At 72.2% G+C, this 14,699-nt stretch carries 13 protein-coding genes; 9 read left to right on the plus strand and 4 right to left on the minus strand.

Features of this window, described 5'->3' with window-relative positions; translation table 11 throughout:
- From AB0A97_RS38710 to AB0A97_RS38720, 3 genes are all read left to right on the plus strand, one after another.
- Positions 1-716 (plus strand): EndoU domain-containing protein (locus AB0A97_RS38710; protein WP_361159853.1); only part of this gene is annotated, 716 nt, incomplete at its 5' end.
- A gap of 16 nt (positions 717-732) precedes the next feature.
- A complete protein-coding gene (locus AB0A97_RS38715) occupies positions 733-1,137 on the plus strand; it encodes a hypothetical protein (RefSeq protein WP_361159856.1) in 405 nt (134 codons plus the stop codon).
- A 228-nt stretch (positions 1,138-1,365) separates the two neighbouring features.
- On the plus strand, positions 1,366-1,854 hold the full coding sequence (locus AB0A97_RS38720; protein ID WP_361159859.1) for a glutathione peroxidase: 489 nt from the start codon (positions 1,366-1,368) through the stop codon (positions 1,852-1,854).
- Positions 1,855-1,861: 7 nt separating this feature from the next.
- On the opposite strand, the gene AB0A97_RS38725 is transcribed toward AB0A97_RS38720, so the two are convergent.
- Positions 1,862-2,323 carry an STAS domain-containing protein gene (locus tag AB0A97_RS38725; protein WP_361159862.1) on the minus strand — a complete coding sequence of 154 codons (462 nt, stop codon included), beginning with the start codon at positions 2,321-2,323 and terminating at the stop codon, positions 1,862-1,864.
- A gap of 608 nt (positions 2,324-2,931) precedes the next feature.
- Positions 2,932-4,350, minus strand: a complete 1,419-nt coding sequence (locus tag AB0A97_RS38730; protein ID WP_361159865.1) for an SLC13 family permease — start codon at positions 4,348-4,350, stop codon at positions 2,932-2,934.
- Positions 4,351-4,496: 146 nt separating this feature from the next.
- Here AB0A97_RS38730 and AB0A97_RS38735 point away from each other — a divergent pair, with 146 nt between their 5' ends.
- Both AB0A97_RS38735 and AB0A97_RS38740 read left to right on the plus strand, forming a co-directional pair.
- Positions 4,497-5,045 carry a GNAT family N-acetyltransferase gene (locus AB0A97_RS38735; RefSeq protein WP_361159868.1) on the plus strand — a complete coding sequence of 183 codons (549 nt, stop codon included), beginning with the start codon at positions 4,497-4,499 and terminating at the stop codon, positions 5,043-5,045.
- A gap of 219 nt (positions 5,046-5,264) precedes the next feature.
- The gene (locus AB0A97_RS38740; RefSeq protein ID WP_361159871.1) at positions 5,265-6,620 is read left to right on the plus strand and encodes an NAD(P)/FAD-dependent oxidoreductase; all 1,356 of its coding nucleotides are present in this window, start codon (positions 5,265-5,267) and stop codon (positions 6,618-6,620) included.
- Positions 6,621-6,719: 99 nt separating this feature from the next.
- Here the strand turns inward: AB0A97_RS38740 and AB0A97_RS38745 are convergent, their stop codons facing one another.
- Positions 6,720-7,172 (minus strand): metalloregulator ArsR/SmtB family transcription factor, encoded by a 453-nt coding sequence (locus AB0A97_RS38745; RefSeq protein ID WP_361159875.1) that lies wholly within the window; start codon positions 7,170-7,172, stop codon positions 6,720-6,722.
- Between the two features lie 100 nt (positions 7,173-7,272).
- On the opposite strand from AB0A97_RS38745, the gene AB0A97_RS38750 reads away from it, so the two are divergent.
- From AB0A97_RS38750 to lnt, 4 genes are all read left to right on the plus strand, one after another.
- Positions 7,273-9,474: a heavy metal translocating P-type ATPase gene (locus tag AB0A97_RS38750; RefSeq protein WP_361159877.1), complete on the plus strand. Its 2,202-nt coding sequence runs from the start codon at positions 7,273-7,275 to the stop codon at positions 9,472-9,474.
- 249 nt (positions 9,475-9,723) lie between these two features.
- On the plus strand, positions 9,724-11,640 hold the full coding sequence (locus AB0A97_RS38755; protein WP_361159879.1) for an ABC transporter ATP-binding protein: 1,917 nt from the start codon (positions 9,724-9,726) through the stop codon (positions 11,638-11,640).
- A gap of 126 nt (positions 11,641-11,766) precedes the next feature.
- Positions 11,767-12,288, plus strand: a complete 522-nt coding sequence (locus tag AB0A97_RS38760; RefSeq protein WP_361159881.1) for a nuclear transport factor 2 family protein — start codon at positions 11,767-11,769, stop codon at positions 12,286-12,288.
- Positions 12,289-12,371: 83 nt separating this feature from the next.
- Positions 12,372-13,916, plus strand: coding sequence for an apolipoprotein N-acyltransferase (gene lnt, locus AB0A97_RS38765; protein ID WP_361159883.1), 1,545 nt, complete (start codon positions 12,372-12,374; stop codon positions 13,914-13,916).
- Between the two features lie 25 nt (positions 13,917-13,941).
- Here lnt and AB0A97_RS38770 read toward each other — a convergent pair whose 3' ends face one another.
- Positions 13,942-14,691 (minus strand): SDR family oxidoreductase, encoded by a 750-nt coding sequence (locus tag AB0A97_RS38770; protein ID WP_361159885.1) that lies wholly within the window; start codon positions 14,689-14,691, stop codon positions 13,942-13,944.
- Positions 14,692-14,699: the final 8 nt, after the last annotated feature.

Consider the following 14,699-nt stretch of genomic DNA (forward strand, 5'->3'; position numbering starts at 1 on the left):
CCTTCGGCGGAGCCGCCCGCGGCGCCAGGGCCATCGGGGAAGCCGGGGGCGTCAAAAACGTCCTGGGCCACATGAAGCTGGACGGCTTCCGCAACATCAATGCTCCGCTGCGCAACTTCAGCAAACGATGGCGCGCGCTCGACAATCCGCTGCGCAATCTTGACCTGTCGCTGCCTGATCTGGGCGGCCGCCGCCTGGCCACGGCCGGTGGGGGCCCTGCCGGCCCCATGGGCCGCCCCCTGCTGCGCAATACTCAAGGCAACGTCGGCGGGCTTGCCCGCGCGAAACCGAGCGGCAAGTTCCCCGACTCCGCCCGGCATCACGTACTCAAGGGAGAAATCAAGTACGGCGCAAACGGCCAGGCGCGGGTCACGGGGTACCACGTTCGCCCCGGAGGACGGGACAGGCCGGGTGTGAAGGTGCCGAAGATCACCGACCGCGATCATGCGACCGGACTCACGCGGGGACATGTGTGGATGAAGAATCCCCGTGACGGAGAGTGGATCAAGAAGCGCGCGCAAAGCACCTTTTTCCCTGAGACCTGGACGCCGGCACAGTGCGACCGGGCCATCCGGAAAGCGTTTATGAATGCGGGAGTGGTCGACCCCATCAGCAACATGTGGGAGAGCACGTACAAAGGAATCCGGATCCAGGGGTATTACGATCCGGTCACCGGTCACGCCCTGACCGGCTACCCTGTCTTCCCACCGTCATAAGAAAGGTTTCACACCAATGGAGCGAGTCACCGAGTACTTCGCCAGCGATGGCGGTTACCCAAGGTACGTGGGCCCTGAGGACCTACGTGTGCTGGGGCAATGGGTGACGACGGACATCCAGCTCGCCCCCAACGGTCTGCTGGAAGTCGCCTCCCTGGTCGCAGAGGCCCGACGAAACCCCAAGGCTCAGGTCGAAGAATTCGGCGGCAATGCACACTATGCGGAGATTTCTCCTGACGGTGTGCACATCCAGAACGAACACGTTGACCATGTGCAGGGCGATTTTACCGTCGATCAGGCCGCCGCTGTCCTGTCGGACTTCTGGACCTACTGCATGGCGGTGATTCCGCAGAGGGCACAAGAGGCTCAGAACGCGTTCATGGCCGAGCATGGCCACGACCCTGTCCCGGATTTGTCCTGAGCGGGAGGGTTCGGCCGGTCGCCGAGCATCCTTCAGTCGCCCGGCCCAGCATGTGCCGCCGGACCGGGTCGCGCAGAGGCACCAACCGTTCCCACCCGATCCCAACACATGCATCGCCCCGCCCTGTCCCCCAACAGGGGCGGCGGCCTGGGAAGAACGCGTGGGTGGGCGTTGTTGTCTCCGGGGAGTCCCGTCCGCAACAGCGGTCCCGTAGCGAGGAGCCTGAACGTGAGCCTGTACGACATCCCTCTGCGCACCCTGAACGGTGAGCCCGCCTCGCTGGCCGACTACCGGGGCCGCGCCCTGCTGGTGGTCAATGTGGCGTCCAAGTGCGGTCTGACGCCGCAGTACTCGGGGCTGGAGCGGCTTCAGCAGCAGTACGGCGACCGCGGCTTCAGCGTCCTCGGCTTCCCCAGCAACCAGTTCGCGGGCCAGGAGCCGGGCAGTGCCGAGGAGATCGCCACGTTCTGCTCGGCCACCTACGGGGTCAGCTTCCCGCTCTTCGAGAAGACGGACGTCAACGGACCGGACCGCCACCCGCTGTACGCGGAACTCGCCCGCACCGAGGACGGCACGGGCGAGGCCGGTGACGTGCAGTGGAACTTCGAGAAGTTCCTCATCGACGCGGCGGGAACGGTCGTGGGGCGGTTCCGGCCCCGGACCGAGCCCGAGGCGGCGGAGCTGACGGAGGCGATCGAGGCGCACCTGCCGGCCTGACGTCTGTTCAGGCGACGGCGGTGTCCGAGGGGGCGTCCGGGGTGGCCGGGCGGCCTCTGTTCTCGGGGTGTGTGCAGGAGCAGCCGTCGTCCGGCCGGGGCTCGGCCGCGCGTCCGGGTACGGCGTCGGTGTCCGGGGCGAGGCAGAGGTCGAAGGCGGGCAGGAGGCCGGTCAGCCGGAGCAGTCGCAGCACGCTCGGGCTGTCGGCGACTCCGGCCAGGCGCAGGCGGCCCGCCTTGGCCTCGACCCGGCGCCGGGCGCGGCACAGCATCGACATGCCGCAGCAGTCGATGAAGGTCACGTGCCGCACGTCCAGGACGAGATCGGGGCGGCGCACTCCGGTGATCTCGTCGAGACGCGTGGTCAACGCGGTCGCCGCCAGGATGTCCATTTCTCCACTCAGTTCCACCACCGTGGTCGCGCCCACCACGTGTTCCCTGCTCGCGTAGCTCCGCCCCTGCTCCACCATGCCTGTCCCCACCTCCGTGCCTGTGCGTGTGATGCCGCCGCACGCTGGCGGTGGAGACGTACGGAAGTTTGGGGACTCGCCCGTTGCGGCCCGGGCGGAGATGACCACCGTCGGCGTTCGGCATCCGCGCGGTGCCAGCCTCCGGCGGGGTCCGGGTCGTCGGCTGCGCCCTACGTGTCTACGGCTTACCCGCTGGCCCCACCGTCAGTCCGGACGGCACATACGTAATGAAGTTGTCTCAAACTCATGCCGTGGGCCTGGTCGGTGGACACTCGCCCGCCGGTGGCCGCGCGGGTGGCGGCGGCCACGGCGGGCGGCGCCGGTCCGGTGGAGCGGTTGCCGGGCGGGGCGAGGGTGGGGAGAGGTGTCAGCCGGGCGGGAGAGGTGCGATATGCACCCTTTTCCGTGCCGCGCTTCGGCTGAAGTGCCGAGCTGTTTCCGGTCAGCGCTTATGCCTTAACCATATTTGTCTTACGCGGCCTCTGGGGCCTTCCTCCCCGATCGGTCATGAGGCCACAAGATCACTCAGTTCACTCAGTGCACTCCGTTCACTCAGTTGGGCGAACTGTAAGCGAATTCGCCAGCTCGCCATCCGGGGTGGCGGGCCGTCATGTGCCGATGATCTGCAAGGCTCCCCACAGGGCCAGTGTCGACAGGACCAAGCCTCCGGGGACGGTCAGCAGCCCGAGCCGAGTGAAGGTGCCCAGGTCCGGTGCGTCGCCCTGCTCCTGGAGGATGCGTCGCCACAGGAGCGTGGCCAGCGAGCCCACGTATGTCAGGTTCGGGCCGAGATTCACGCCGATCAGCACCGCGAGGACGGGGCCTGCGCCGCCGTGTGCCGCGACCGGCAGCAGCGCCAGTACGGCCGGCAGGTTGTTGATGACGTTGGCGAGGAGGGCGGCGAACACGGCCACGCCGAGGAGTGCGGGCAGTGAAGCGCCTTCGGGCAGCAGCCGGCCGACGGCGTCGCCGAGGCCGTTGGTGACGACCGCCTCCACCACGACGCCCAGGGCCAGCACGAAGAGACAGAAGAAGGGGTTGGCCGCCTTCACGATCCCGGCTGCGGTGCCGGTCACCGTACCGGTCGCGGTGCCGGTCACCGTACCGGTCGCGGTGCCGGTCGCGGTCCCGGTCGCGGTGCCGGTCGCGGTCATGGACGCAGTCGCGTCCCGGCGCGCTATCGCGCGTATCCCGAGGACGAGTACGCCGCCCAGCGCCGCCCAGACCGGAGCGACCCCGGCGAAGGAGGTCACGACGAACCCGGCGAGCGTCAGCGAGAGGACCACGAGCGCGAAGACCGGGAGCGGCGGCGGAGCGGCCCGCCGCCCGTGCGCCGCTTCCGCATGGAGCTCCCCCCTGCGGGGCTCTCCCGTGCGAGGCTCTCCCGCGTCCACGCGCCCTTCGTCGTCCGCCAGCTCCCGGTTGAAGAAGCGCCGGAACACCACGTACTCGAAGGCCACCGCGACGACCCACGGCAGCACCATCAGGGCGGCGAACCGCGTGAAGGACAGACCGGCCGCGCCGAGAGCCAACAGGTTGGTGAGGTTGGAGACGGGCAGCAGCAGCGACGCGGAGTTCGAGAGATGGGCGCAGGCGTACAGGTGGGGCCGGGCGCGTGCGCCGGCGTGCGTGACGGTGGCCAGGATCACCGGCGTCAGCAGCACCACCGTCGCGTCCAGGCTGAGCACCGCCGTGACCGCGGCGGCGAGTACGAAGACTCCGGCCAGCAGGAGCCGCGGCCGTCCCGCGCAGCGCCGCGCCAGCGCCGCGCCCGCCGCCTCGAACAGCCCTTCCTGGGCGCACAGGTACGCCAGCACCAGTACAGCGGCCAGAAAGCCGACGACCGGCAGCAGCTTGTGCACCTGCTCCCACGCGGCGTCCGGCGACACCGCGCCGACCAGTACGAGCAGACCCGCCGCCGGTACGGCCGCCACCGCCTCGGGCGCGCCGCCCGGCCTCCGTACGGCGAAGACCAGGACGCAGACCAGCAGCAGGAGGGAAAGGATCTCGGCGACGGCGGTGCTCACCCCCGCAACCTACAGGGGCGGAACCACGGGGAGATGTTGCACTGATTAGGGTGTATTTGCACCCACACCCACACCCACACCTGCATCTGCATCTGCATCTGCCCATGCTTCTCGCCGCCACCGTCCTACCGAAAGGAGCGCCGGTCATGCCGACACCGGACGCCCGCGACTCCGAGATCACCCTGCACCCGCTGCGGCCCGAGCACCTCCCGGCCGTCCTGGAGCTGGGCGAACGGGTCTACGACACCGACGCCATGCCGTACACCGGATGGTCGCTGACCGCCGTCGCCACGCACCTCGACGCCTCCGTGCCCGCCTGCCGGGTCGCCATGGCCGGTGACCGGCTCGCCGGGTTCGTGCTCGGCTCGATGACCTTCGAGCAGCGGGAGGACTGGGGCTACCTGGAGTGGATCGCGGTGGACCCGGACTTCCAGGGGCGCGGCGTGGCCGGGCGGCTGGTGCAGGACTGCTGCGCCGCGCTGACCGAGGCCGGTGCCTCGTCCGTGGTGACCGACGTCGAGGTGAACAACACGGCGTCGGCGACGCTGATGCGCCGTAACGGCTTCACCGAAGGCGTCACCGTCACCCTCTTCGTGCGGCCCGGCGCCGGCGAGACGGCGCACCCCGGCGGCATCTCCCTGCCGCACTTCGCCCGCACGGGCCGCCCTCGGCCCACCCATCGCGACGGCCGCTGAGCCGGGACCGAGGGCGAAGCGGGGGCCGGGGCCGAAGCGAAAACTGGGACCCAAGCGAGAAATGGGGCTGAAGCGGGGACTGGGGCCGAAGCAATAGCCGGGACGCCTGTTTCTCACCCGGTCGCAGGAGGTACCCGGTGGGCGCGGTGGCGAGGGCCGCCGCCCCGTGCCAGCGTGGCCGGGAGCCGACACAGCTGCTGACAGAGGCGAGGACGCGTCATGGAACGACCCAGAGTCCTGATCGTGGGCGGCGGCTTCGCCGGGGTGGAGTGCGCCCGGGGCCTGGAGCACGGGCTGTCCGCCGAGACGGCCGAGATCGTGCTGGTCACACCCAACAACTACGAGCTGTACCTGCCGCTGCTGCCGCACGTCGCCGCCGGAGTGGTCACCCCGCAGTCGATCGCGCCTTCCTTGCGGCGCATTCTGCGCCGGACGCGTCTGGTGCCCGGCGGGGTGATCGGCATCGACACCGCGGCGAAGGTCTGCGTCGTACGGCTGATCACGGGTGAGACGACCGACATCCGTTACGACCGGCTGGTACTGACGCCCGGCAGCATCACCCGTACGTTCGACATCCCTGGCCTGACGACGTACGCGCGGGGCATGAAGACGCTGGCCGAAGCGGCGTACATCCGGGATCACGTCATCGCGCAGCTCGACATCGCCGCGGCCTCGACCGACCCGGAAGAGCGCGCGGCGCGGCTCCAGTTCGTCGTCGTCGGCGGCGGTTACGCAGGGACGGAGACGGTCGCCTACCTCCAGCGGCTCACCAACGCCGCCGCCCGGCGCTACCCGCGCCTGGACCCCACCCAGATCAAGTGGCACCTCATCGACATCGCGCCGAAGCTGATGCCCGAGCTGGGCGACCGGCTGGGCCAGAAAGCGCTGGAGCTGATGCGGCAGCGCGGTACGGAGGTGTCGCTCGGCGTCTCGGTCGCCGAAGTGACCGAGGACTGTGTGCAGTTCACGGACGGGCGGGTACTGCCGTGCCGGACACTGATCTGGACGGCGGGCGTGGCGGCCAGCCCGCTCATCGGCACCCTCGGGGCGGAGACCGTACGGGGCCGGCTCGTCGTCGACGCCGATCTGACCGTGCCGGGCACGCCGGACGTGCTGGCCTGCGGTGACGCCGCGGCCGTACCGGACCTGACGAAGGGCGCCGGCGCGGTCTGCCCGCCCACCGCGCAGCACGCCCAGCGGCAGGGCAAGCACGCCGCGCGCAACATCATCGCCGGACTCCGCGGGGCGCCGCGGACGCCGTACCGGCACAAGGACCTCGGGCTGGTCGTGGACCTCGGCGGCATCGACGCGGTGTCCAAACCGCTGGGGTACGAGCTGACGGGGCTGCCCGCCCAGGTGGCGGCGCGCGGCTACCACCTGATGGCGCTGCGTACCGGCGTCGCCAGGTTCCGTACCGTGGCGAACTGGCTGATCAACGCCACCGCCGGGGACGACTTCGTGCGCACCGGCTTCCAGGCCGAGAAGCCCGCGACACTGCGCGACTTCGAGCGGACCGATGTCTATCTCTCGGCGGAGGACGTACGGGAGCGGCTGGCGGCGCACGGGGCCGGGTGAGCGCGGGAGTGCACCCGGGGGTGCGCGCGAAGTGCGTACGAAGATGCGCGCGGGTGCGCGAGGGTGCGCTCCGGGCCGCGGACGGAGTCAGCGGCTGGGTCAGCGGCTGACGCGCCTCTCAGCGGCTCCGGCTCCAGGTCCGGCTCCAGACCGGGCTCCGGCTTCGGCCTCAGAGCTGTAGGTGTCCTCGGCTTCTGCCGTGTCGGGCAGGTCCCGCGCACCGAGCCGCAGGTGCTCGATGTGGTAGACGGCCTCGTCGAGGAGTTGGGCGACGTGCGTGTCGTACAGGCTGTAGACGATCCGGCGGCCCTGCCGCGACCCGGTGACCAGGCCGAGCGCCCGGAGCAGCCGTAGCTGGTGGGAGACCGCGGACTGCTCCATGCCGACCGCCTCGGCCAGCTCGCCCACCGGGCAGGGCCCCTGGCGGAGGCGGGTGAGGATCATCAGCCGCGAGGGGGTGGCCAGCGCCTGGAGCGTGGCGGCGATGGTCGCGGCCGCGTCCGCGTCCAGGTGTGCTGCCGGTGTGGTCCTGCCGTCGACTCCGTGTCCCATATGCCTCATCGTATATTCGGTAATACTTGAAGACGTCTTCATGTGTTCGGCTATGGTGTCCGGGTTCCACTCCCGCCCCCCTCCCCGCACCGAGGTACCGATGACGTCCACGTCCAGTCACGGCCGTACGCAGCAGCCGGCGACCGGCCGGCCGGCCCCCGCCACGCCACCGGCCGACCGGTCAGCCCCCGAGGCGCCGTCCGCTGCCGCACCGCCCGCTGCCGCACCGCCTGCCGCCGCTCCCCCGCGTCCGACCGCGCCCCAGGCCACAGCCCCGACGGCAGCCCTGACGGCACCCGCTCCCCCGCCCCGACCGCGCCGCACCCGCCTCTCCGCTCTCCCGGAGGTGCGCTGGGCGGCCCTCTCCGCCCTCGCGTTCCTGCTCGCCTTCCCCCTCGACCTGGCGGGCGCCCCGGCGTGGGCGTGGGGCCCGCTGTACGCGGTGTGCTACACGGCCGGCGGCTGGGAACCGGGCCTCGCGGGCCTCCAGGCACTGCGCGAACGCACCCTCGACGTCGATCTGCTGATGGTTGTCGCGGCGATCGGCGCGGCGGGGATCGGGCAGTTCCTCGACGGCGGCCTGCTCATCGTGATCTTCGCGGTGTCCGGCGCTCTGGAGGCCCTGGCCACCCGGCGCACCGAGGACTCCGTGCGCGGCCTGCTCGACCTCGCGCCCTCCACCGCCGTACGGCTGGCACCCGACGGCCGGGAAGAGACCGTCGAGGCGGCCGCGCTGCGGGTGGGCGACACGGTGCTCGTACGCCCCGGAGAGCGGCTGCCCGCCGACGGCACGGTGCTGGCCGGCGCGAGCGAGGTGGAGCAGGCCACCATCACGGGCGAGCCGCTGCCGGTGGCCAAGGGCCCGGACGACGAGGTGTTCGCGGGAACGCTGAACGGCACCGGCGCGCTGCGGGTACGGGTCGGCAAGGATGCCACCGAGTGGGCGATCGCCCGCATCGTGGCCATGGTCGAGGAAGCCGGCCGGACGAAGGCGCCCACCCAGGTGTTCATCGAGAAGGTGGAACAGCGGTACTCCGCCGCGGTGGTGGCCGTGACCCTCGCCCTGTTCGCGGTGCCGCTGTTCTTCGGCGCGGACTTCACCACCACCCTGCTGCGTGCCATGACCTTCATGATCGTGGCATCACCTTGCGCGGTCGTGCTGGCCACCATGCCCCCGCTGCTGTCCGCGATCGCCACCGCGGGGCGGCACGGCGTCCTGGTCAAGTCGGCTGCGGCGATGGAGCGGCTGGGGGCGGTGACCCGGGTCGCGCTGGACAAGACCGGCACGCTCACCGAGGGCGCGCCGCGCGTGGCCGGGGTGCGTTCACCGGTGCCGGGCGACAGCGGTACGGACGAGGCGCGCGCCCTCGCGCTCGCCGCCGCGGCGGAGCAGCCCAGCGAACACCCGATCGCCCGGGCGGTGGTCGCGGCCGCGCGGGAGCGCGGCCTGCGGGTGCCCGGCGCGTGTGAGTTCTCGTCCACGCCGGGACGGGGCGTGCACGCCGTCGTCGACGGGTGCACCGTACGGGTCGGCAGCCCCGCCGCGCTGCTGAGCGCGGGGGCGCCAGGGAGCGGGGAAGGGCTCACTGAGGAACAGTTGCGCGGGGCGCGCGCCGTCGCGTCGGAGATCGAGGCCACCGGGCACACAGCGGTGGCTGTCCTCCTGGACGGCGTGCCCGTCGCCGTACTGGCCCTCACCGACCGGCTCCGCCCGGGCGCCCCCGAAGCGGTGGCCCGGCTGCACCGCCTGACGGGGGCCGAAGGCGGCTCCGGAGTGGGAGCCGGGCCGGCATCCGAAGCCGGCGTGACCTTGCTGACCGGCGACAACGTCCGCGCCGCCCGCCGTACGGCCGAGGAATGCGGCATCACGGACGTACGGGCCGGGCTGCTGCCGCAGGACAAGGTGGCCGCGGTCCGTGCCTGGCAGGACGACGGGGCGAAGGTACTCATGGTCGGCGACGGGGTGAACGACGCGCCCGCGCTGGCCACCGCGCACAGCGGCGTCGCCATGGGCCGGGTGGGATCCGACCTGGCGCTGGAGACGGCCGACGCGGTGGTGGTACGCGACGAGGCCGGGGCGGTGCCGACGGTCGTCGCGCTCTCCCGCCGGGCGCGCCGACTGGTGGTGCAGAACCTCGTCATCGCGTCCGTGTGCATCGGCGCGCTGGTCACCTGGGACCTGGCCGGTCACCTGCCGCTGCCGCTGGGCGTGCTCGGGCACGAGGGATCGACCGTCCTGGTCGGCCTCAACGGGCTACGGCTGCTGCGGTCCGCGGCGTGGCGGCGCGCCGCGGACGCCTGAGGCGTCGGACGCCCTGCGCACGCCGGGCGTGCACACCACTCCGTGCGCTGGGCGTACGCATCAGTCCGTACGCCCGGCGCACGCACCACCCCGTACACCCGCCAGCACACCACTCCGCCCGGCTCCCGGCGCGCCGACAAGGGAATCCCTTGACCTCAACATTGGTTGAGGTCATAGCTTCTGGCATGTCGCCGGTCACCACGGCCCGCGATCGACAACGTGCCGACCACGCCGCCCCGGAGGACCGCGATGGACATGGAAGTCACCGCCTGGCACTCACTGCACAGTGCCTCGTACGCGCAACAGGGCAAGCGCCCGTTCTCCCGCTCCACCTTGCGGCGGATCGTCGCCTTCGCCCGGCCGCACCGACGCTCGCTCACCTGGTTCCTGGTGCTGAGCACGGTGGCCGCCGTGCTGGCGGTCGCCACCCCGCTGCTCGCCGGCCGGGTGGTCGACGCCATCGACGGCGGCGAGGCGTCCGGCACCGTCCTGAAACTGGCCGGGCTGATCGCCGCCATCGCGCTGGCGGAGGCGGGGCTCGGCCTGCTGACCCGGCGGCTGTCGGCGGGCCTCGGCGAAGGACTGATCCTCGACCTGCGGACCACCGTCTACGACCACGTGCAGCGGATGCCGGTCGCCTTCTTCACCCGTACGCGGACGGGTGCCCTGGTCAGCCGCCTGAACAACGATGTGATCGGCGCGCAGCGGGCATTCAGCGACACGCTGTCCAGTGTGGTCGGCAACGTCGTGACACTCCTGCTGACGCTCGCGGTGATGCTGAGTCTGTCGTGGCAGATCACGCTGATCGCGCTGGTGCTGCTGCCGGTCTTCGTGCTGCCCGCCCGCCGCGTCGGCCGCCGGCTGGCCGGGCTGCGCCGGGAGGCGTCCGACCACAACGCCGCGATGGGTACGCAGATGACCGAGCGGTTCTCCGCGCCGGGCGCCACCCTCGTCAAGCTGTTCGGCCGCCCGGCCAGGGAGTCCGCCGAATTCGCCGCGCGGGCCCGCCGGGTGCGGGACATCGGGGTCCGTACCGCCATGGTCCAGACGTACTTCGTCACCGCGCTCACCCTGGTCTCCGCCCTCGCGCTGGCCGTCGTCTACGGCCTCGGCGGCTTCCTGGCGCTGCGCGGCCACCTCGAAACCGGCGCCATCGTCTCGCTGGCCCTGCTGCTGACCCGCCTGTACGCGCCGCTGACGGCCCTGTCCGGCGCGCACACCGAGGTGATGAGCGCGCTGGTCAGCTTCGAGCGGGTCTTCGAGGTGCTCGACCTGAAGCCGCTGATCGAGCAGAAGCCGGACGCCCGCGCGGTGCCGGACGGGCCGGTCTCGGTGGAGTTCGACTCCGTACGCTTCGGCTACCCGTCGGCCGACAAGGTCTCCCTCGCCTCCCTCGAAGAGGTGGCGTCCCTCGACACGCGGGGCGGCGCCGAGGTGCTGCACGACGTCTCCTTCCGCGCGGAACCCGGCCAGATGGTCGCCCTGGTCGGCTCCTCGGGAGCGGGCAAGTCGACGATCGCGCAGTTGCTGCCGCGCCTGTACGACGCGGACGCCGGCGCGGTACGGCTCGCCGGCGTGGACGTACGCGACCTGACGGCCGACTCGATCCGCGACACCCTCGGCATGGTGACCCAGGACGGGCACCTCTTCCACGACACGATCCGCGAGAACCTGCTGCTGGCCAGGCCGGCGGCGGGCGAGGACGAGCTGTGGGACGTGCTGCGCCGCGCCCGCCTGGACGGCCTGATCGCTTCGCTGCCCGACGGCCTGGACACGGTGGTCGGCGAGCGCGGCTACCGGCTCTCCGGCGGTGAACGGCAGCGGCTGACCATCGCCCGTCTGCTGCTGGCCCGGCCGCGCGTGATGATCCTGGACGAGGCCACCGCGCATCTGGACAACACCTCCGAGGCGGCGGTGCAGGAGGCACTGGCCGAGGCGCTGGAAGGCCGTACGTCCGTGGTCATCGCGCACCGCCTGTCGACCGTACGGGCCGCCGACCTGATCCTGGTGGTCGAGGACGGCCGGATCGTGCAGCGCGGCACCCACGACGCGCTGCTCGCGGCGGGCGGGCGCTACGAAGAGCTGTACCGCACCCAGTTCGAGCAGGCGCAGACCTCGGCCGAACGGGCGGCAAACGAAGCGGCGGCACCGGCTTCGGCCCGCTGACCGGCAGACCGCCCGCCCGCGTGGGCCCCGCCTCCGGGCGGGGCCCACGGCCGTGCCGCGTCCCGGCCCACCGCGTACCGCGCCCCGGCCCTTGGCGGGGACGCACGCATGCCGAACACTGAGGCGATGACCCAGCGTGTGGAACACACCACTGTCATGGACCGCCTCGCCATCGACGACCTGGTCACCGGCTACGCGATCGCCGTGGACGACGGCGACTGGACGGCCTACCGGGCCCTGTTCGTCCCCGAGGGGCGCGTCGACTACCGCTCGGCAGGCGGCATCGCGGGCAGCGTCACCGACGTCGCGGGCTGGCTGGCCGAGATGATGCGGCGCTTCCCGGTACGCCAGCATCTGATCGTCAACCGGCGGATCGGCATCGAGCTGCGCGACGGCGGCGCGCCCGGCGACACGGCCACCGTGCAGGCGGACTACCTCAACCCGATGCGCCTCGCGGGCCCGCACGACGCGCCACCCGGCGCGGCCGCCGATCCGCACTCCGGCGCGAACACCGGCGCGTCGGCCGCCCCGAACTACACCTGCGCGGGCCGCTACGCCTTCGCCGCCCGCCGTGCCGCCGAGGGCTGGCGGCTGAGTGAGGTCGTCGTCCACGAGAAGTGGCGGCAGTTGGTACCGGCGGGTGGCTGACGGGCCGCGCCCGCCTGCTGTCCATGATCGGCCGACGCGCGCACACTGGGTGCTGCGGTCCGACGTCCGACGGAGGGAGCGGTATGCGGAAGGCGGCCGGCTGGTGGGAGAAGGCGCTCGCGTCGCCTTGGGGACGCGGTGCCGCCGCGGTCGCGGCCGGAGCGCTGCCCGCGCTGGCGTTTCCGGCGCCCGCGCTGTGGTGGCTGGCGTACCTCGCCCTCGTCCCGTGGCTCCTGCTGGCGCGTTCGGCCCGTACGAACCGCCGGGCGGCGCTGGACGGCTGGCTCGGCGGCGCCGGGTTCATGCTGGCGGTGCACCACTGGCTGCTGCCGAGCCTGCACATCTTCATCCTCGTCCTGGCGGCGCTGCTCGGGCTGTTGTGGGCGCCCTGGGGCGTGCTCGTACGGAGCCTGCTGCACGGCGCGCCGGGCGTACGCCGGTGTGCAGCGGCCCTCGTCCTCGTACCGTCCGGCTGGCTGATGGTCGAACTGGTCAGGTCCTGGGAGTACTTGGGCGGCCCCTGGGGGCTGTTGGGAGCCAGCCAGTGGCAGGTGCCGCCTGCCCTGCGGCTCGCGTCCATCGGCGGGGTGTGGCTGCTGAGCCTGGTCATCGTGGCCGTCAACACCGCGCTCGTCGTACTCGTCGCCCTGCCACGTGCCCGCGTCCCGGCTGTGGCGGGCCTCCTTGTCTGCGCGGTCGGCGGCGGCGCGGCATGGCTGTGGGCGCCGGTGCCGCGGGCGGCGGGCAGCGTCCGTATCGGCGTCGTCCAGCCGGGCGAAGTCGTGGGCGCCGAAGCGCGGATAGCGCGCGGCGAGGCGCTGACCCGCTCGCTCGCGGGACGCGGCGTCCAGCTGGTGGTCTGGGGCGAGAGCAGCGTCAACCGCGACCTGACCCGCAGCCCGGCCATGGCGGCCCGGCTCGGCGCGCTCTCCCGGGACGTGGGCGCCGACCTCCTGGTGAACGTCGACGGTCGGCACGCCGGCCAACCCGGCATCTACAAGAGTTCCGTCCTGGTCGGCCCGCACGGCGCGACCGGCCACCGCTACGACAAGATGCGGCTGGTCCCCTTCGGCGAGTACATCCCGCTCCGCTCCGTACTGGGCTGGGCGACGCACGTCGGCAAGGCCGCCGACCAGAACCGCATGCGCGGCACCCGGCAGGAACTGATGCCCGTCGCTTCGGCGGGCGGACTGCGCGTGGGGCCGCTGGTGTGCTTCGAGTCGGCGTTCCCGGACATGAGCCGCCAACTGGTGCGCGACGGCGCACAGCTGCTGGTCGCGCAGTCCTCCACGTCGACCTTCCAGGAGAGCTGGGCGCCCGCGCAGCACGCCTCGCTGGCCGCGCTGCGCGCCGCCGAGACCTGGCGGCCGATGGCGCACGCCACGTTGACCGGGGTCAGCGCGGTGTACGGCCCGCGTGGGGAGCCGGTGGGCGACCGGCTCGGCACCGAGCGCGGTGCGGCAGCCGTGTACGACGTCCCGCTGGCCGAGGGCACGAGCCCGTACGCGCGTCTCGGTGACTGGGCGTTGTACGGAGCGATGGCGGCGCTCGGCGCGTACGCGGTGGCGAAGGGAATCCGCGCGCTCTCTGCGCGCCGGGGGCGCGTGCCGGGACGGGACCGCTCATGACTCCCCAGAGAGCGGGAAGGAAGCGTCAGATCTGATTCTCCCCGCCGTCGACATAGAGGTTGGCGCCGAGGACGTAGCTGCTCTGCTCGGAGGCGAGGAAGGCGACCGCCGCGGCGACCTCCTCCGGACGTCCCGTCCGGCCCATCGCGACGCCTGCGGCGAGGTGCGCCCGGACGCCGGGCGCGCTCTCCTCGCCGAACAGGTCCGTGATCCCGGTGGTGTCGACCGGACCCGGCGAGACGGCGTTGACCCGGATGCCGCGCCCCTTCAGTTCGTCGGCCCAGGTGCGGGCGAAAGACCGGCCGGCTGCCTTGGAGGCCGCGAACACGCCGAACGCCTCCGTGCCGTTGCCGGCCGCGGTGGAGGCGTTCAGTATCACCGAGGCGCCGTCGTTGAGCAGCGGCAGCGCCTTCTGCACGGTGAACAGCGTGCCCCGCGCGTTGACCGCGAAGGTCCGGTCGATCTGCTCCTCGGTGTCCTGCTCCAGCGTCGCGAGCGAGGCGGTCGCCGCGTTCGCGAAGACGACGTCCAGGCCCCGCCCCCGGGCACGGACCGCGTCGTAGAGGCGGTCCAGGTCGGCCAGGTTCGTGATGTCACCGGCGACGGCGGTGGCCCGTGCCGAGCCGATGGTCTCCTCGGCCGCGTCCAGTTCGGCCCTGCGCCGGCCGATGATGAACACGTGCGCGCCCTCGGCCGCCAGCCGTACGGCGCTGGCCAGGCCGATCCCGGTGTGCCCGCCGGCGATGACCGCGGCCTTGCCTTCGAGCTGTCCCATGGGGATGA

It is taken from the genome of Streptomyces sp. NPDC045470 (assembly GCF_040646595.1).
GTDB lineage: Bacteria > Actinomycetota > Actinomycetes > Streptomycetales > Streptomycetaceae > Streptomyces.

Bases quoted from the DNA above. Each gene is read 5' to 3' on its own strand.
- AB0A97_RS38715 (WP_361159856.1), top strand. From the start codon at position 733: ATGGAGCGAGTCACCGAGTACTTCGCCAGCGATGGCGGTTACCCAAGG.
- AB0A97_RS38725 (WP_361159862.1), bottom strand. From the start codon at position 2,323: ATGGTGGAGCAGGGGCGGAGCTACGCGAGCAGGGAACACGTGGTGGGC.
- AB0A97_RS38735 (WP_361159868.1), top strand. From the start codon at position 4,497: ATGCCGACACCGGACGCCCGCGACTCCGAGATCACCCTGCACCCGCTG.
- AB0A97_RS38740 (WP_361159871.1), top strand. From the start codon at position 5,265: ATGGAACGACCCAGAGTCCTGATCGTGGGCGGCGGCTTCGCCGGGGTG.
- AB0A97_RS38745 (WP_361159875.1), bottom strand. From the start codon at position 7,172: ATGGGACACGGAGTCGACGGCAGGACCACACCGGCAGCACACCTGGAC.
- AB0A97_RS38750 (WP_361159877.1), top strand. From the start codon at position 7,273: ATGACGTCCACGTCCAGTCACGGCCGTACGCAGCAGCCGGCGACCGGC.
- AB0A97_RS38755 (WP_361159879.1), top strand. From the start codon at position 9,724: ATGGACATGGAAGTCACCGCCTGGCACTCACTGCACAGTGCCTCGTAC.
- AB0A97_RS38760 (WP_361159881.1), top strand. From the start codon at position 11,767: ATGACCCAGCGTGTGGAACACACCACTGTCATGGACCGCCTCGCCATC.
- lnt (WP_361159883.1), top strand. From the start codon at position 12,372: ATGCGGAAGGCGGCCGGCTGGTGGGAGAAGGCGCTCGCGTCGCCTTGG.
- AB0A97_RS38770 (WP_361159885.1), bottom strand. From the start codon at position 14,691: ATGGGACAGCTCGAAGGCAAGGCCGCGGTCATCGCCGGCGGGCACACC.